The organism is Streptomyces sp. KPB2 (genome assembly GCF_003950055.1).
In the GTDB taxonomy this organism is placed as follows: Bacteria; Actinomycetota; Actinomycetes; order Streptomycetales; family Streptomycetaceae; genus Streptomyces; species Streptomyces salinarius.
The window spans coordinates 5,436,676-5,452,911 of record NZ_CP034353.1; the positions used below are offsets into that span (position 1 = coordinate 5,436,676).

The 16,236-nt window shown below is 72.8% G+C and carries 11 protein-coding genes; all 11 read left to right on the forward strand.

Annotation, left to right across the window (positions count from 1 at the left end; genetic code table 11):
* The first annotated feature begins 13 nt into the window (after positions 1-13).
* Positions 14-685 (forward strand): rod shape-determining protein MreD, encoded by a 672-nt coding sequence (gene mreD, locus D1J63_RS24485; protein WP_061444775.1) that lies wholly within the window; start codon positions 14-16, stop codon positions 683-685.
* Between the two features lie 105 nt (positions 686-790).
* A complete protein-coding gene (mrdA, locus tag D1J63_RS24490) occupies positions 791-3,100 on the forward strand; it encodes a penicillin-binding protein 2 (RefSeq protein WP_125631682.1) in 2,310 nt (769 codons plus the stop codon).
* Positions 3,097-4,293: a rod shape-determining protein RodA gene (rodA, locus tag D1J63_RS24495; protein WP_102927986.1), complete on the forward strand. Its 1,197-nt coding sequence runs from the start codon at positions 3,097-3,099 to the stop codon at positions 4,291-4,293. The genes mrdA and rodA overlap by 4 nt, the downstream gene beginning before the upstream one ends.
* Positions 4,294-4,394: 101 nt before the next feature.
* Positions 4,395-6,338, forward strand: a complete 1,944-nt coding sequence (locus D1J63_RS24500) for a TIGR03960 family B12-binding radical SAM protein (protein WP_125631684.1) — start codon at positions 4,395-4,397, stop codon at positions 6,336-6,338.
* 51 nt (positions 6,339-6,389) lie between these two features.
* On the forward strand, positions 6,390-7,478 hold the full coding sequence (locus D1J63_RS24505) for a hypothetical protein (protein WP_125631686.1): 1,089 nt from the start codon (positions 6,390-6,392) through the stop codon (positions 7,476-7,478).
* A gap of 48 nt (positions 7,479-7,526) precedes the next feature.
* On the forward strand, positions 7,527-8,303 hold the full coding sequence (locus D1J63_RS24510; RefSeq protein WP_102932739.1) for a TIGR03936 family radical SAM-associated protein: 777 nt from the start codon (positions 7,527-7,529) through the stop codon (positions 8,301-8,303).
* A 274-nt stretch (positions 8,304-8,577) separates the two neighbouring features.
* Positions 8,578-12,588 carry an Rne/Rng family ribonuclease gene (locus tag D1J63_RS24515; protein WP_125631688.1) on the forward strand — a complete coding sequence of 1,337 codons (4,011 nt, stop codon included), beginning with the start codon at positions 8,578-8,580 and terminating at the stop codon, positions 12,586-12,588.
* A gap of 158 nt (positions 12,589-12,746) precedes the next feature.
* Positions 12,747-13,808 carry an iron-containing alcohol dehydrogenase family protein gene (locus D1J63_RS24520; protein WP_164712953.1) on the forward strand — a complete coding sequence of 354 codons (1,062 nt, stop codon included), beginning with the start codon at positions 12,747-12,749 and terminating at the stop codon, positions 13,806-13,808.
* 221 nt (positions 13,809-14,029) lie between these two features.
* Positions 14,030-14,350, forward strand: coding sequence for a 50S ribosomal protein L21 (gene rplU, locus D1J63_RS24525; protein ID WP_004931419.1), 321 nt, complete (start codon positions 14,030-14,032; stop codon positions 14,348-14,350).
* Between the two features lie 14 nt (positions 14,351-14,364).
* Entirely contained in the window at positions 14,365-14,619 is a 255-nt protein-coding gene (gene rpmA, locus D1J63_RS24530; RefSeq protein ID WP_003976205.1) for a 50S ribosomal protein L27, read from the forward strand.
* 110 nt (positions 14,620-14,729) lie between these two features.
* Complete coding sequence (gene obgE / locus D1J63_RS24535) at positions 14,730-16,166, forward strand: GTPase ObgE (RefSeq protein ID WP_125631690.1); 1,437 nt, start codon at positions 14,730-14,732, stop codon at positions 16,164-16,166.
* Positions 16,167-16,236 lie beyond the last annotated feature (70 nt).

Below are 16,236 nucleotides of genomic sequence, written 5' to 3' on the forward strand. Positions count from 1 at the left end.
GAGCCCTCACCCCATGCGCGTCAACCGGATCCTGCTGTCCGTCGCCCTGGTCGTCGTCGCCCTGGTGATCCAGGTGAGCGTCCTCGCCCGCCTCCACCTGCCCGGCGCCGTCCCCGACCTGATGCTGCTCACCGTCCTCGGCCTCGCCCTGGTCTACGGCCACGTCGGCGGCGCCCTCGTCGGCTTCGGCGCCGGACTCCTCGCCGACCTCGCCCCGCCCGCCGACCACGCCGCCGGTCGCTACGCCCTCGTGCTCTGCGTCGTCGGCTACCTCGCCGGCCTCGCCAAGCCCGACAACGGACGGCTCCGCTCGGCCACCGGCCCCATGGTCGTCGTGGTCGCCGCCGCCGTCGGCACCACCCTGCTCTACGCGGGCGTCGGCGCCCTCGTCGGCGACACCGCCGCCCGCCATGTCGGCCTGCCCAGCCTGCTGTTCACGGCCGCCCTGTACGACCTGCTGCTCGCGCCCTTCGTCGTCCCCGGCGTCATGGCGCTCGCCCGCCGCGCCGACAACGACCCGCTGGCCGACACCAACTCCGCCGCCCAGAGCCCCGACATCTCCTCCGGCTGGCTCTCCGGCGGCACCGGCCTGCGCATCGGCAGACAGCGCAACGCGCTGCGGGTGAAGACGGCCCGCGCCCGTGTCGCCCGGGCCGGCCGCATCAAGGGGGTCAAGCGCCTGTGAGGACGCGGCAGCACACCAGCAGCACAGCCATCGTGAGGGGGAGCCAGAACCAGTGACCGCCCACTCGTCGCCCACCGCCACCCTCGACCGGACGGGCTGCGCCCCATGACCAACATCCCCGAGACCGGCCGCAGCACCCGCGTCCAGACCCGCCTCGTCGTCATCCAGATCCTCGTCCTCTCCCTCCTCGCCACCCTCGGCGGCCGCCTCTGGTACCTCCAGATCCGCCAGGGCGACGAGTACGCCGCCGAGGCCTCCGGCAACCACGTCCAGCAGGTCGTCCAGCCCGCCACCCGGGGCTCGATCCTGGACGCCCGCGGCGTCGCCCTCGCCGACAACGAGACCCGGCTCGTCGTCTCCGCCTCCCGCACCGACCTGCTGAAGATGAAGGACGACGGCAAGGCCGTCCTCACCAAGCTCGCCGGCGTCCTCGACATGAAGCCGCAGGAGGTCATCGACAAGGTCCGGCTCTGCGACGCCGAGACCCCCCAGCCCTGCTGGAACGGCTCGCCCTACCAGCCGATCCCCGTCACCGACGAGGCCACCGTCAAGCAGGCCCTGCAGATCCGCGAGCGCGCCGAGGACTTCCCCGGCATCACCGCCGAGCCCATGGCCGTACGCCGTTACGCCGCGCCCGGCGGCTCCAACACCGCCCAGGTCCTCGGCTACCTCTCGCCGGTCACCGACGAGGAGCTGAAGAAGGCCGAGGACACCGACTCGCCCTACCTGCGCTCCGACCAGGTCGGCCGCTCCGGTCTGGAACGCCAGTACGACAAGGCGCTGCGCGGCAAGGCGGGCGTCACCCGCTACGAGGTCGACAACCTCGGCCGCGTCATCGGCAAGGCCGAGTCCGACCCCGGCACCCCCGGCGCCAACCTCGTCACCAGCATCGACGCCCGCGTCCAGCGCGTCGCCGAGTACGAGCTGAACGAGGCGATGAAGGCCGCCCGCAAGGAGATGGACCGCAACACCAACCGGCTCTACGAGGCCGACGCGGGCGCGGTCGTGGTGATGGAGGCCAAGACCGGCCGCGTCGTCGCCATGGCCTCCAACCCCGACTACGACCCCAACGCCTGGGTCGGCGGCATCTCCGCCAAGGACTACAAGAAGCTCACCGGCAAGGAGTCCAACTACCCGCTGCTCAACCGCGCCACCCAGGGCCAGGCGGCCCCCGGCTCCATCTTCAAGGTCGTCTCCTCCGCCGCGGCGGTCGAGGCCGGGTACGAGTTCGACGGCAAGTACGACTGCTCCAGCGCCTACGACGTCGGCGGCCAGGTCTTCAAGAACTTCGAGTCGGCCAGCTACGGCCCGATCACCCTCGGCCGCGCCCTGGAGCTCTCCTGCGACACCGTCTTCTACCGCCTGGCCCACCAGGAGTGGAAGAAGGACGGCGGGATGAACCCCAAGGACCCCAACGACTACTTCTACAAGGCCGCCCACCAGTTCGGCCTCGGCGCCAAGACCGGCATCGACCTCCCCAACGAGGTCTCCGGCCGCGTCCCCGACCGCCAGTGGAAGCAGGACTACTGGGAGGCCAACAAGGACGCCTGGTGCAAGTCCGGCAAGAAGGACGGCTCCTACGTCGAGAAGATCGCGTACGAGAACTGCCACAGCGGCAACAAGATGCGCGCCGGTGACTCCATCAACTACTCCATCGGCCAGGGCGACACCCTCGTCACCCCCATCCAGATGGCCACCATCTACGCGGCCATCTCCAACGGCGGCACCATGTACGACCCGAGCATCGGCAAGGCGATCGTCAGCCCCGACGGCAAGAGCGTCCGCGAGATCGAGCCCACGGCCCACGGCAAGCTGCCCATAAGCAAGACCACGCTGGCCAAGATGGACGAGGCCCTCGCCGGCGTCGCCAGCCGCGGCACCGCCGCCTGGCGGTTCGCCCAGGTCGGCTGGCCGCAGGACAAGATCCCGATGCACGCCAAGACCGGTACCGCCGAGGTCTACGGCAAGCAGACCACCTCGTGGTTCGCGACATACACCAAGGACTACTCGATCGTCATGACGATCTCCCAGGGCGGCACCGGCTCCGGCGCCTCGGGACCCGCCGTCCGCAACATCTACGACGCGCTGTACGGCGTCTCCGACGACGGCGACATCGACCCGAAGAAGGCCCTGCTGCCCAAGCCGCAGGCGAGCCTGCCGAAGATCAAGACGGACGGGACGATCCTCTCCCCGAAGATGCCCAAGGACGTCGTCAAGGAACTCCAGCCCGACGAGAAGGCCTCCCCGGACGAGGAGTACGCCCCCGTCGAGGAAGGGACCCAGCCGGCCACCACCCCCAACCAGAACGGGGAGAACCGCGACACCCGCCGCCACCGACGGCGAGGCGGCGCGGGCGGCGCACGGCGCGGCACCCGGCGCGGCGGCAACGCAAGAGGCCGGAGGGCACGCGCATGACCGGCAACAGTTTCCACGTCTCCGGATACGGCCCCGACCGGGGCGGCTGGGCCCGCCTCTTCGCCCGGGACTCGATGGCGCGGCGGCTCGACTGGCCGATACTGCTGGCCGCGGTCGCCCTGTCCCTGATGGGCTCGTTGCTCGTCTACTCCGCGACCCGCAACCGCACCGAGCTCAACCAGGGCGACCAGTACTACTTCCTCACCCGGCACCTGCTGAACACCGGCATCGGGCTCGCCCTGATGGTCGCCACCGTCTGGCTCGGCCACCGCGCCCTGCGCACCGCCGTACCGGTCCTCTACGGCGCGTCCGTGGCCCTGATCCTGCTGGTGCTCACCCCGCTCGGCTCGACCATCAACGGCGCCCACTCCTGGATCAAGCTCCCCGGCGGCTTCTCCCTGCAGCCCTCGGAGTTCGTGAAGCTCACGATCATCCTGGGCATGGCGATGCTGCTGGCCGCCCGCGTCGACGCCGGGGACCGGCCGCACCCCGACCACCGCACCGTGCTCCAGGCCCTGGGCCTGGCCACCGTGCCGATGCTCATCGTGATGCTCATGCCCGACCTCGGGTCGGTCATGGTCATGGTCATCATCGTGCTCGGCATCCTGCTCGCCTCCGGCGCCAGCAACCGCTGGATCTTCGGACTGCTCGGCGCCGGCACCGCCGGGGCGCTCGCCGTGTGGCAGCTCGGCATCCTGGACGACTACCAGATCGCCCGCTTCGCCGCCTTCGCCAACCCCGCCCTCGACCCCGCGGGCGTCGGCTACAACACCAACCAGGCCCGCATCGCCATCGGCTCCGGCGGACTCACCGGCTCCGGCCTCTTCCACGGCTCGCAGACCACCGGCCGGTTCGTCCCCGAGCAGCAGACCGACTTCGTCTTCACCGTCGCCGGCGAGGAACTGGGCTTCCTCGGCGCGGGCCTCATCATCGCCCTGCTCGGCGTGGTCCTCTGGCGCGCCTGCCGCATCGCCCGCAGCACCCCGGACCTGTACGGGACCGTCGTCGTCGCCGGGATCGTCGCCTGGTTCGCCTTCCAGACCTTCGAGAACATCGGCATGACGCTCGGCATCATGCCGGTCACCGGCCTGCCCCTGCCCTTCGTGTCCTACGGCGGCTCCTCCATGTTCGCCGTGTGGATAGCGGTCGGCCTGCTCCAGTCGATCACCGTGCAACGGCCGATGTCGGCGTAGCCCGGTGGGGCGGGGGTGAGCGGTAGGGGGACCGTCCGGGCCGGGTTAGGCTGGATGGTCCCCTCTTGTCAGTTCACGCCAGCACACAAAGGTCCCGTGAGATGCCTGCCGAAGCCACCCAGGCCGCCGAGTCCGTGTTTCCGCAGCTCGAAGCCCTGCTGCCGCATGTGCAGAAGCCGATCCAGTACGTCGGCGGAGAGCTGAACTCCACGGTCAAGGAGTGGGAATCCTGCGACGTCCGCTGGGCCCTGATGTACCCCGACGCCTACGAGGTCGGCCTGCCCAACCAGGGCGTCATGATCCTCTACGAGGTGCTCAACGAACAGCAGGGTGTCCTCGCCGAGCGCACCTACAGCGTCTGGCCGGACCTCGAGGAGCTGATGCGGGAGCACTCCGTCCCGCAGTTCACCGTCGACAGCCACCGCCCGGTCGGCGCCTTCGACGTCTTCGGCCTCTCCTTCTCCACGGAGCTGGGCTACACCAACATGCTCACCGCCCTGGACCTGGCGGGCATTCCGCTGGAGGCGAAGGACCGCGGCATCGACGACCCGATCGTCCTGGCCGGCGGCCACGCGGCCTTCAACCCCGAGCCGATCGCGGACTTCATCGACTGCGCGGTCATCGGCGACGGCGAGCAGGCCGTCCTGGAGGTCACCGCGATCATCCGCGCCTGGAAGGCCGAGGGCCGCCCCGGCGGCCGCGAGGAGCTCCTGCTCCGCCTGTCGAAGACCGGCGGCGTCTACGTCCCCGCCTTCTACGACGTCGAGTACCTCCCCGACGGCCGTATCGCCCGCGTCGTCCCCAACCGCTCCGGCGTCCCGTGGCGGGTCTCGAAGCACACCGTCATGGACCTCGACGAGTGGCCCTACCCCAAGCAGCCCCTCGTCCCGCTCGCCGAGACCGTCCACGAGCGCATGTCCGTGGAGATCTTCCGCGGCTGCACCCGGGGCTGCCGCTTCTGCCAGGCCGGCATGATCACCCGCCCGGTGCGCGAGCGCTCCATCACCGGCATCGGCGAGATGGTCGACAAGGGCCTGAAGGCCACCGGCTTCGAAGAGGTCGGCCTCCTGTCCCTCTCCTCCGCCGACCACACGGAGATCGCCGACGTCGCCAAGGGCCTCGCCGACCGGTACGAGGAGGACAAGATCGGCCTGTCCCTCCCCTCCACCCGCGTGGACGCCTTCAACATCGACCTGGCCAACGAGCTGACCCGCAACGGCCGCCGCTCCGGCCTCACCTTCGCCCCCGAGGGCGGCTCCGAGCGCATCCGCAAGGTCATCAACAAGATGGTCTCGGAGGAGGACCTCATCCGGACCGTCGCCACGGCCTACGGCAACGGCTGGCGCCAGGTGAAGCTGTACTTCATGTGCGGCCTGCCCACCGAGACCGACGACGACGTCCTCCAGATCGCCGACATGGCCACCCGCGTCATCGCCAAGGGCCGCGAGGTCTCCGGCTCCGGCGACATCCGCTGCACGGTCTCCATCGGCGGCTTCGTCCCCAAGCCCCACACCCCCTTCCAGTGGGCCCCGCAGCTCTCCGCCGAGGAGACGGATGCCCGCCTGCAGAAGCTCCGCGACAAGATCCGCGGCGACAAGAAGTACGGCCGCTCCATCGGCTTCCGCTACCACGACGGCAAGCCCGGCATCGTCGAGGGCCTCCTCTCCCGCGGCGACCGCCGCCTGGGCGCCGTCATCCGCGCCGTCTACGACGACGGCGGCCGCTTCGACGGCTGGCGCGAGCACTTCTCCTACGACCGCTGGATGGCCTGCGCCGCCAAGGCCCTGGAGCCGACCGGCGTCGACGTCGACTGGTACACCACCCGCGAGCGCGGCTACGAGGAGGTCCTGCCCTGGGACCACCTGGACTCCGGCCTCGACAAGGAGTGGCTCTGGGAGGACTGGCAGGACGCCCTCGACGAGACCGAGGTCGACGACTGCCGCTGGACCCCGTGCTTCGACTGCGGGGTGTGCCCGGCGATGGACACCGAGATCCAGGTCGGTCCGACCGGCAAGAAGCTGCTGCCGCTGACCGTGGTCAAGTAGGGGCGCTCGGCGGGACGCCGCGGGATCCGGAAGGGGTTCCGCGGCGTCCTCATGTTCATGGTGGATCTGGAGAAGGCGCCCGCGGCGCGGCCGCAGGGGGAACCGGTGCGCGGGCCGGACGCCGAGGGGTGTCTGACCGCGGCGGTCCGGATTCCGGTGCGGATCGTCGTGCTGGTGCTGGTCGTGCCGGTGCGCATGGTGTGGGACGCGCTGGTCGTCGTGGGGCGGTTCCTGCGGGACACGGTGCTGCGTCCCGTCGGGCGGGCGCTGGCGTGGCTCGGGCGAGCGGTCTTCGTGTGGCCGCTGGTCGCGCTGTGGCGGTATGTCGTCGTGCCGCTCGCCAGGGGCGTGGGGTGGCTGGGGAAGGTGCTCCTCGTGGTGCCGGCGGTGTGGCTGTACCGACGGGTGCTGACGCCGGTGGGGCACGCGCTGGCCTGGTTCCTCACGCGGATGGGCGCGGTGCTCGCGGCGGTCGGGCGCGGGCTGTACGCCGGTCTCGCGTGGCTCGGGCGGTACCTGGTCGTCGTGCCGGGGGAGTGGTTGTACCGGTGGGTGCTGACCCCGGTGGGGCATGTACTCGCCCGGTGCGGCAGGGGGCTTGTCTGGTGCGCCAGGCAGGTCGCGCGGGGCGTGGGGCTCGTCGTCACCGGTGTCGGGTTCGTTCTGTACTGGGTCGTCCGGGTGCTGCTGGTGCTGCCGGCCCTCGCGGTGTGGCGGTGGGTGCTCGCTCCCGTCGGCCGGGCCCTCGCCGTCGTCGGACGGGAGGTGTGGGACGCCCTCGGGCACGCCTGGCGGATCGCCGGGTACCTCTCGCGTGCCGTCGGGCGGTTCCTCGGCACGCTCCTGCGGTGGACCGTGGTGGAGCCGGTGCGGTGGGTGTACCGGAACGTGCTGGCCCCGGTGGGGCACGCCGTGCGGGACACCGTGCTGCGTCCCCTCGTCGAGGCCGGGCGCGGTGCCGGGCGGGCGGCCCGGCAGGCGTTGGCCTCGGCCCGGCGCTCCGCCCGGCAGGCGCGTGCCGACGTGCGCCGGATGCTCTTCGGTGAGCCCGCCGGGCGGCAGCCGGTGGACCGGCGGGAACCATCCGGCGCCGAGGCACGTACTCTTGGTAGCAGTACGACCGCTCTCACGAAGGACTGAACGACACTGGGCAAGCGACAGCCCGTAGGCCCGCCGCCCGTTCCCGCGGTGCAGCGCATTCGACTGCGTTACACCAAGCGCGGCCGCCTCCGGTTCACCAGCCACCGTGACTTCCAGCGCGCCTTCGAGCGTGCGCTGCGCCGCGCCGAGGTGCCGATGGCGTACTCGGCGGGGTTCACCCCGCACCCGAAGGTGTCGTACGCCAATGCCGCACCCACCGGCACGGGCAGTGAGGCGGAGTATCTGGAGATCGCGCTCACCGAGGCGCGCGACCCGGAGCGGCTGCGGCTGCTCCTCGACGAGTCGCTGCCCGCCGGGCTCGACGTCGTCGACGCGGTCGAGGCCCGGACCTCCGGGCTCGCCGACCGGCTGACGGCGTCCGTGTGGGAGCTGCGGCTGGACGGGGTGGAGCCCGCCGAGGCCGAAGCCGCCGTCGCGGCGTTCACCGCGGCCCCGGCGGTGGAGGTGCAGCGCCGTACGAAGAACGGCGTCCGTACCTTCGACACCCGCTCCGCCGTCGCGCACCTCGAGAGCGTCACCACGCACGGTTCACCGGCTGATAGGCCGAGCGACCGGCCCTGTGCGATACTGCGGCTGGTTGTTCGGCACGTGACGCCTGCCGTACGACCCGACGACGTCCTGTCCGGTCTTCGCGCCGTGGCCGACCTGGCGCCGCCGGTCCCCGCAGCGGTGACCAGGCTGGCGCAGGGGCTGTTCGATGAAGAGACCGGTGCGGTGACCGACCCGCTCGCGCCCGACCGCGAGGCGAAAGCGCCCGAGCCGCAACCGGCCGCCGCTTCCGCCGCCGCGAAGGCGCCGGCGTAAGGAAGGTTCCGCGTAGGGACGGACGTCGTAGCGCCGCCCTCGAACTCGGGAGCCACCTGGGTCGGGCAGCGCACCGACCACAAGACTTTCGCCAGGCCGTGCACGACAAGGGGTACGGAACCGGCGAGACAAGACACGGATGAGCTTCCGAGCGGCGCCCGCGCCCCGGACGGCGGCGACCGCGCACCGCGCGAGCCGCGGACGTCACCGGCGGTCGACATGTCGATGCCGGACCAGGCGCGGCGCCCGGGAGCCTGACGGGAGAAACCCCCGCATGCTCGAACCGACCGAACCCACCGGGTCCGCGACCAGCTCGACGGACACCGAGTCGAACACCCCCAGCGACACCCTGCCGCCGCGCCGTCGGCGCAGGGCCGCGTCCCGCCCGGCGGGTCCGCCGTCCGGTGCCTCCGAGGCGCCGGCGGAGACCGTCGCGCCCGCCGAGTCGGCCCCCGCGGAGCCCGCCGAGGCCTCCGAGCCGGCCCCTGAGCCGGCCGCCCCCGCCCGGCCGCGGCGCCGTGCGGTGCGCCGCGCCTCCGCGCCCGCCGGGGCTCCCGCGTCGGCGGAGGCGGCCGAGACCGTCGTGCCCGCGGCCCCCGCCGCCGAGACGCCGACGCCCGCCGAAGAGACGGAAGAGGCCGCGGAGACCACCGAGACCGTCGAGGCCCCCGCCGAGAGCGCGGCGCCCAAGGGGCGTACCCGGCGTCGTGCCACACGCAGCGTGACCTCGGCCGCCGAGCCCGCCGCCGCCGAGCCGGCCGCCGCCGTGGCCCCGGAGCCCGCTGAGGCGCCCGCGCCCGCCGTTGAGGAGACCCAGGGCGAGGCCGACAGCGCCGCGCCCAAGGGCCGGACCCGTCGGCGTGCCACGCGCCGCGTCTCTGCCCCGGCCGAGGCGCCGGTCGAGGCCGCCGCCGAAGCGGGCGGGACCGAGCCCGCCGCCCCGGCTGCCGCGGCCCCCGAGCCCGCGAAGTCCACGGAGCCCGCCGCCCCCACAGCCTCCGCCGCGCCCGAGAGCGCCGAGTCCGGCGAGGACGCCGCGCCGCGTCGTGCCCGCCGCCGCTCCACCCGTAAGGCCGCCTCCGGGTTCGCCGCCCCGGCGCAGTCCGCCGCCGCGGCGTCCGACGAGGCGGACGCGCCCAAGCGCCCCTCGCGTCCCGCGGTCGCCGTGTTCCAGGCGCCCGTGTTCGCCGAGCCCCAGTTCCAGACGCCCGAGCGGGCCGCGGCCGAGGCCGCCGCCGAAGCGGCCGGTGCCGAGTCGGCGAAGCCGGCCGAGGAGAGCGCGGAGGCCCCCGAGGAGCAGCCCGCCGGCTCGCGTCGCCGCCGCAAGCGCCGGGGCGCCGCCGCCGAGGAGGCCGCCGAGGAGCGGGCCACCGCCGCCGTCACCCGGGACGAGCCCGAGGCCGACACCGAGACGAAGGCCGACGACGAGACCGAGTCCGACGCGTCGGACGACGACCACGACGACGCCGAGGGCTACGAGGAGTCCGGTTCGCGCCGCCGTCGCCGCCGGGGCGGCCGTCGCCGTCGCCGGGGCGACGCCGCGGACGGCGACCTCACGGACGGCGAGGTCGACCAGACCGCCGCCGAGCAGGCCGCGCAGGACGCCGAGGACACCGCCGAGCAGGCGGAGGAGGACGCCGAGGACAACGGCGAGGAGGCCGCCGGCGACAGCGGTGGCTCCAGCAGCAGCCGGCGCCGCCGTCGCCGTCGCCGCCGCGCCGGGGACGGCTCGGGCGAGGCCGAGTCCTCCACCGACGACCCCGAGCGCACCGTCGTCAAGGTCCGCGAGCCCCGCCCGAAGCCCGAGCCGTCCGACGAGGTGCAGTCCATCAAGGGCTCCACCCGTCTGGAGGCCAAGAAGCAGCGCCGTCGCGAGGGCCGCGAGCAGGGCCGCCGCCGGGTGCCGATCATCACCGAGGCCGAGTTCCTGGCCCGCCGCGAGGCCGTCGAGCGCGTCATGGTCGTCCGCCAGCACGGCGAGCGCACCCAGATCGGCGTCCTGGAGGACGGGGTGCTCGTCGAGCACTACGTCAACAAGGAGCAGGCCACCTCGTACGTCGGCAACGTCTACCTCGGCAAGGTGCAGAACGTGCTGCCGTCGATGGAGGCCGCCTTCATCGACATCGGCAAGGGCCGCAACGCCGTCCTGTACGCCGGTGAGGTCAACTTCGAGGCGCTGGGCATGGCGGGCGGGCCGCGCCGCATCGAGTCCGCCCTCAAGTCCGGCCAGTCGGTCCTCGTGCAGGTCACCAAGGACCCGATCGGCCACAAGGGCGCCCGCCTGACCAGCCAGGTCTCGCTGCCCGGCCGCTACCTGGTCTACGTGCCCGAGGGCTCGATGACCGGCATCAGCCGCAAGCTGCCCGACACCGAGCGCTCCCGCCTCAAGACCATCCTCAAGAAGATCGTCCCCGAGGACGCGGGCGTCATCGTGCGCACCGCCGCCGAGGGCGCCAGCGAGGAGGAGCTGCGCCGCGACGTCGAGCGGCTCCAGGCGCAGTGGGAGGAGATCCAGAAGAAGGCCAAGGGCGGCAGCTCCAGCGCGCCCACGCTGCTGTACGGCGAGCCGGACATGACCGTCCGGGTCGTGCGCGACATCTTCAACGAGGACTTCTCCAAGGTCGTCGTCAGCGGCGACGACGCCTGGCAGACCATCCACGGCTACGTGTCCCACGTGGCGCCGGACCTCGCCGAGCGGCTGTCCAAGTGGACCAGCGAGGTCGACGTCTTCGCCACGTACCGGATCGACGAGCAGCTCGCCAAGGCGCTGGACCGCAAGGTCTGGCTGCCCAGCGGCGGTTCGCTGGTGATCGACCGGACCGAGGCGATGGTCGTCATCGACGTCAACACCGGCAAGTTCACCGGTCAGGGCGGCAACCTCGAGGAGACGGTCACCAGGAACAACCTGGAGGCGGCCGAGGAGATCGTGCGCCAGCTCAGGCTGCGCGACCTCGGCGGCATCATCGTCATCGACTTCATCGACATGGTGCTGGAGTCCAACCGGGACCTGGTGCTGCGGCGCCTGCTGGAGTGCCTGGGCCGGGACCGGACCAAGCACCAGGTCGCCGAGGTGACCTCGCTGGGCCTGGTCCAGATGACCCGCAAGCGGGTCGGCCAGGGCCTGCTGGAGTCGTTCTCGGAGACCTGCGTCCACTGCAACGGCCGCGGTGTCATCGTCCACCTCGACCAGCCGTCCGCGGCCGGTGGCGGCGGTGGCAAGCGCCGCAAGCGGGCGCGGGCCGGGGCCGACCAGCCGCACGAGCACGAGGCCGTCGCCGGCATCGAGACCGGCCCGACGGCGGAGCAGGAGGCGGACACCGAGTCCGAGGCCGAGGTCGCCGCCGAGGTGGCCGAGCCGGTCGCCCTCCCGGCGCCCGACTTCAGCGCGGACGAGGAGCTGTACAGCAGCGCCGCCGAGGCCGAGGCCGCCGCCACGCGCGGTCGCGGCCGTCGTCGCGCGAGCCGTCGGGCGTCCGCCCCGGCGGGCGCGCCCAAGGCCGCGAAGACCGGTACGCAGACCGGGACGGCGAAGGCCGAGGAGGCCGCGAAGGCCGAGACCGCGCCCGCCGAGGTCCCGACGGCGCAGGACGTCACGGTGCGCGAGGAGGTCGAGCGTCCCGTGCGGCGCGAGCCCGCCGCCGAGGTGCTGGCCGAGCCCGCCGCTGTCGAGGACGCCGTCTCCGGCGCCCCCGCCCCGGCCGAGTCCCCGGCGCCCGCGTCGGACGAGGCCGCGCCCAAGGGCCGTACCCGCCGCCGGGCCACCCGGAAGGTGTCCGCACCGGCCGGTTCGCCCGAGGGCGCCGAGGCCGCCGTCCTGACGGTGCCGGAGACCTCCGGCGCGGTGGCCGAGCAGCCCGCCGAGCCCGAGCCGGCGCCGCAGGCCCCGGCCGCCGGCGAGGCGGCCGAGAGCGCGGCCCCGGCCCGTCCGCGGCGCCGCGCGGTGCGCAAGCCCACCACCTCCACCGCGTCCGAGGAGGCGGCCGTCACGGTCGTCCCGTCGGCCACGGCGGAGGAAGCCCCCGAGGAACAGCCCGAGGCCGACGAGGCGGCTCCGGCCAAGAAGGCGGCGGCCCGCAAGACGGCCAAGAAGGCGACGGCGAAGAAGGCCGCCACCAAGAAGACGGCGGCCAAGAAGACGACGACCGCCAAGAAGGCCACCGCCAAGAAGGCGGCCAAGACGACGACCGCCAAGAAGGCCACGGCCAAGAAGACGGCGTCGAAGAAGACCGCGGCGGCCGCCCAGCAGGCACCGTCCTCGGTCACGGCCGCCACCGACGAGGGCTGACCCTGCGCGCCTGATCCGGCACCGCCCGATCCGGCACCTGTCGCAAAACGTGTGGCCCCGTCCGTTCGGATTCCGTTCGGACGGGGCCACACGTTTCCCCGGACGTTCCCGGGCGCATCATCAACGACAGGCCCCCGCCCCCGAGGAGAGAAGATCCCGTGCCGGTACTGACGAGGCTCATCCCCTCGCCGCTCGTCGTGGACGTCCGGCCGGGCGCCCTGGCCGACCTGGCGAGCGTCCTCGCGGACCAGCGGATCTCGCAGTCCGGGACGCTGGCCGTGGCGATCAGCGACGGCTCGGGGGCGCGGCTGCGCCGGAGGCTGGAGCCGTCCCTGCCCGGCGCCGACTGGTTCGAGGTCGGCGGCGGCACGATCGACGACGCGGTGCGGCTGGCCGACGGCATGAAGTCGGGGCGCTACGACGCGGTCGTCGGCCTCGGCGGCGGCAAGGTCATCGACTGCGCCAAGTTCGCCGCGGCCCGCGTGGGTCTGCCCATGGTCGCGGTGGCCACCAACCTGTCCCACGACGGCATCTGCTCGCCGGTCTCCATCCTCGACAACGACGCGGGCCGCGGTTCGTACGGCGTGCCGACGCCCATCGCGCTCGTCGTGGACCTCGCGGTGATCCGGGAGGCGCCGATCCGCTTCGTGCGCTCCGGCATCGGCGACGCCGTCTCCAACGTCTCCGCCGTCGCCGACTGGGAGCTGGCCCACCGGGTGAACGGCGAGAAGGTCGACGGCCTCGCCGCCGCCCTCGCCCGGCAGGCCGGTGAGGCCGTGCTGCGCCACCCCGGCGGCTGCGGCGACGACGGGTTCCTGACCGTGCTCACCGAGGGCCTGGTGCTGTCCGGCATCGCCATGACCATCGCCGGGCACACCCGCCCCTCGTCCGGGGCCTGCCACGAGATCAGCCACGCCCTCGACCTGCTGTACCCCGGGCGCGCGGCCAGCCACGGCGAGCAGGTGGGCATCGGCGCCGCCTTCGCGACGTATCTGCGCGGCGACCGGGAGGGCTCCCTGCTGATGGCGGACACGCTGCGCCGGCACGGGCTGCCGGTGACGGCCCGGGAGATCGGGTTCGGCGACGAGGAGTTCGTGCGGGCCGTGGGGTTCGCGCCGCAGACCCGGCCCGGCCGGTACACGATCCTGGAGCACCTCGACCTGTCGCCCGCGCGGGCGGGGGAGGCGTACGCCGAGTACGTCGCGGCGGTCTCCGGCTGATCCCCGGCGGCCCCGGTCGCGGGCCCCGGGGGCCCGGTTTGACCCCTGTCGTGCGGCCCCGTAATCTTGACCGTCGGCGTGTCGACTGGCGCGTCACATCCCCGTAAACCTCTTTCCTTCCGGGTGTGCCCTCGCGGGCTGCGGCCGGGAGAGGCCGTCCGTGTGTCACCGGGCGGCTGGACTGCGGGGGTGCCGTTCCCGAGCGAGAGAGTGAGATCCGCGTGTACGCCATCGTGCGCAGCGGTGGTCGCCAGCACAAGGTTGCTGTCGGCGACATCGTTGAGGTTGACAAGATTTCCACCGCCAAGGTCGGCGACACGGTCGAGCTCTCGACCCTGCTCGTCGTCGACGGCGACGCTGTGACCAGCGACCCGTGGGTGCTGGCCGGCATCAAGGTCCAGGCCGAGGTCGTGGACCACCACAAGGGCCAGAAGATCGACATTCTGCGCTACAAGAACAAGACCGGCTACCGCCGTCGTCAGGGCCACCGCCAGCAGTACACGGCGATCAAGGTCACTGAGATCCCCGCGGCTGCGAAGTAAGGGACTGAGGAGACATGGCACACAAGAAGGGCGCATCGTCCACCCGGAACGGTCGCGACTCGAATGCCCAGCGGCTCGGCGTGAAGCGCTTCGGCGGTCAGGCCGTCAACGCGGGTGAGATCCTGGTCCGCCAGCGTGGCACCCACTTCCACCCGGGCGCCGGTGTCGGCCGTGGCGGCGACGACACGCTGTTCGCCCTGCAGGCCGGTGCGGTGCAGTTCGGCACCCACCGCGGCCGCAAGGTCGTGAACATCGTCCCGGTCGCCTGACCGGACACTTTCGCGAGGCGGGCCTCACTTCCCCGAGGGGAAGCGGGTCCGCCTTTCGCGTGTTAACCAAGAGACATTCCCGCAGTAGGCAGTAACTGGAGGCACATCCCATGACCACCTTCGTGGACCGCGTCGAACTGCACGTCGCCGCGGGTAACGGAGGCCACGGCTGTGCCTCCGTCCACCGTGAGAAGTTCAAGCCGCTCGGCGGCCCGGACGGCGGCAACGGCGGCCGGGGCGGCGACGTGATCCTCACCGTGGACCAGTCGGTGACCACGCTCCTCGACTACCACCACTCCCCGCACCGCAAGGCCACCAACGGCAAGCCCGGCGAGGGCGGCAACCGCTCCGGCAAGGACGGCCAGGACCTGGTGCTGCCCGTGCCCGACGGCACCGTCGTCCTCGACAGGGCGGGCAACGTGCTCGCCGACCTCGTCGGCCACGGCACCTCCTACGTCGCCGCGCAGGGCGGCCGGGGCGGCCTCGGCAACGCGGCGCTGGCCTCCGCACGCCGCAAGGCCCCCGGCTTCGCGCTGCTCGGCGAGCCCGGCGACCTCCAGGACGTCCAGCTGGAGCTGAAGACCGTCGCCGACGTGGCGCTGGTCGGCTACCCGAGCGCCGGCAAGTCCTCGCTGATCTCCGTGCTGAGCGCCGCCAAGCCGAAGATCGCCGACTACCCCTTCACGACGCTCGTGCCGAACCTGGGCGTGGTGACGGCCGGCGAGACCGTCTACACCATCGCCGACGTCCCCGGTCTCATCCCGGGAGCCAGCCAGGGCAAGGGCCTGGGCCTGGAGTTCCTGCGGCACGTGGAGCGGTGCAGCGTGCTGGTGCACGTCCTGGACACGGCGACGCTGGAGTCCGAGCGCGACCCGCTGTCCGACCTGGACGTCATCGAGGCCGAACTGCGCGAGTACGGCGGCCTGGACAACCGGCCCCGGATCGTCGTCCTCAACAAGATCGACGTGCCCGACGGCAGGGACCTGGCCGAGATGGTCCGGCCGGACCTGGAGGCGCGCGGCTACCGGGTCTTCGAGGTGTCCGCGGTGGCCCACATGGGCCTCAGGGAGCTGTCCTTCGCGCTGGCCGAACTGGTCGCCAGGGCGCGTGCCGCGCGGCCCAAGGAGGAGGCGACGCGCATCGTCATCCGGCCCAAGGCCGTGGACGACGCCGGCTTCACCGTCACCCGCGAGGAGGACGGCCTGTTCCGGGTGCGCGGCGAGAAGCCCGAACGCTGGGTGCGCCAGACCGACTTCAACAACGACGAGGCCGTCGGCTACCTCGCCGACCGGCTCAACCGCCTCGGTGTCGAGGAGCGGTTGGTGAAGGCGGGCGCCCGCAGCGGCGACGGCGTCGCCATCGGACCCGAGGACAACGCGGTCGTCTTCGACTGGGAGCCCTCGATGTCGGCCGGCGCCGAGATGCTCGGCCGCCGCGGCGAGGACCACCGCTTCGAGGCACCCCGCCCGGCCGCGCAGCGCCGCCGGGACCGGGAGGCCGAACGGGACGAGGCCCAGCAGGAGTTCGACGGCTTCGAGCCGTTCTGATCCCTCCGTGACAGCCCCGCGCGGCGCCCTCCGGCCGCAGGGGTGACGACGCGCACAGCCGCCCGTGGAA